The organism is Paenibacillus sp. P4_E11 (genome assembly GCF_056401635.1).
Genome location: NZ_JBFUIX010000400.1, coordinates 1 through 1839, shown reverse-complemented (window position 1 = coordinate 1839; position 1839 = coordinate 1). Strand labels below are relative to the sequence as shown.

Below are 1839 nucleotides of genomic sequence, written 5' to 3'. Positions count from 1 at the left end.
TTTCTCTTAGGAGAGAGCTTGTCTTCTTTTTTTGTCTGTGAGGAGAATGAAAGTATACCCGAATTCGGCTATTTTGCTACTTTCGGATAATAGAATGCGCGAAAGCAAGTGGGTAAAATTAAGAATTAAAAGTATTTTATAAATCGCGACCCGAGTAACTATCAAACGATTGATATTTTAGTGAGGGTAACATTATCGAGTCTATGCCTRTTAATTGCATGGGACACTCGAAGTTAAGACAATTGGGAGGAATTAACAATGGGAATGAATAACAAGAGATTGAATCCGCTCGTGAATCAGGGCAACCAGGGGTTTACGGGTGTGACATGTGGAAAGGCGCTTATTAGTCGGCTTTATAAGATAATCGTGTGCGGGATTCTGATTATAACGCTGCTCTCGGCGCCTCAATCAGCGTGGGCAGACACCATTGTGGCTGAAGTGGACGCAGGGACTATTCCATGGGCAGTAGAGGTGAATCCAGTAACGAACAAAATCTATGTCGTCAATATGGATTCAGACAACGTGACCGTCATTGACGGTGTGTACAACACGACGACGACGGTAGCTGTGGGAGATAGACCTTATGCAGTAGCGGTGAATAGCGTAACGAACAAAATCTATGTCGCCAATGAGTATTCAGACGACGTGACCGTCATTGACGGTGCGGACAACACGACGGAGACGGTAGCTGCGGGAGATAGACCTTATGCAGTAGCAGTGAATAGCGAAACAAACAAAATCTATGTCACCAATGAGTTTTCAGGCAACGTGACCGTCATTGACGGCGCGGACAACACGACGACGACGGTAGCTGCGGGAGTGGGAGTATATCCTTTAGAGGTAGCGGTGAATCCAGTAACGAACAAAATCTATGTCGCCAATGCGGGTACAAATAACGTGACCGTCATTGACGGCGTGTACAACACGACGACGACGGTAGCTGCGGGAGTGGGAGTATATCCTTTAGAGGTAGCGGTGAATTCAGTAACGAATAAAATCTATGTCGTCAATGCGTACTCAGACAATGTGACCGTCATAGACGGCGCGAGCAACACGCCGACGACGGTAGATGTGGGAACTGCTCCGAGAGCAGTAGCGGTGAATCCAGTAACGAACAAAATCTATGTCACCAATATGGATTCAGATAACGTGACCGTTATTGACGGAGAGGACAACTCAACGACGACGGTAGCTGTGGGAGATCGTCCGAGAGCAGTAGCGGTGAATCCAGTAACGAACAAAATCTATGTCGCCAATATGGATTCAGACAACGTGACCGTCATTGAAGGAGAGGACAACACAACGAGGACGGTAGCTGTGGGAGATCTTCCGAGAGCAGTAGCGGTGAATCCAGTAATGAACAAAATCTATGTCGCCAATATAGATTCAGACAACGTGACCGTCATTGACGGCGTGAGCAATAGCTTGATCAGTCCCCTGATCGCAAGCTTCGATAAGAAGTCTGGAGCAGCGACGAACACTGATGTGACGACAACGATAACGTTGTTGAATGGAAATACGCTAACGAGTATCGAGAAAACGCCGGTGAGGTATGTTGATGATGATGGAACGGAATATATTGTTGAGGCACTAGAGCCTGGAATGGATTATACTGTTGAAGGTAATACAGTAACAATCAAGAAGGCGTACCTAGCGATGCACTCAGTGGGCACGATAAACTTGACGTTCAAGTTCAGCGGAGGAGCAACGTCGACGCTTGCGATCACGGTAAGTGATACGTCACCGGCGAATAGCACGATCAGTCCCCTGATCGCAAGCTTCGATAAGAAGTCTGGAGCAGCGACGAACACTGACGTGACGACAACGGTGATGTTGAAT

1 protein-coding gene is annotated in these 1839 nt (G+C 47.1%); it reads left to right on the top strand.

Annotated features, from left to right (window positions below; all coding sequences use genetic code 11):
• Window positions 1-258: 258 nt before the first annotated feature.
• A partial coding sequence (locus tag AC1DWB_RS34470) for a X2-like carbohydrate binding domain-containing protein (RefSeq protein WP_477545580.1) occupies window positions 259-1839 on the top strand: 1581 nt, incomplete at its 3' end.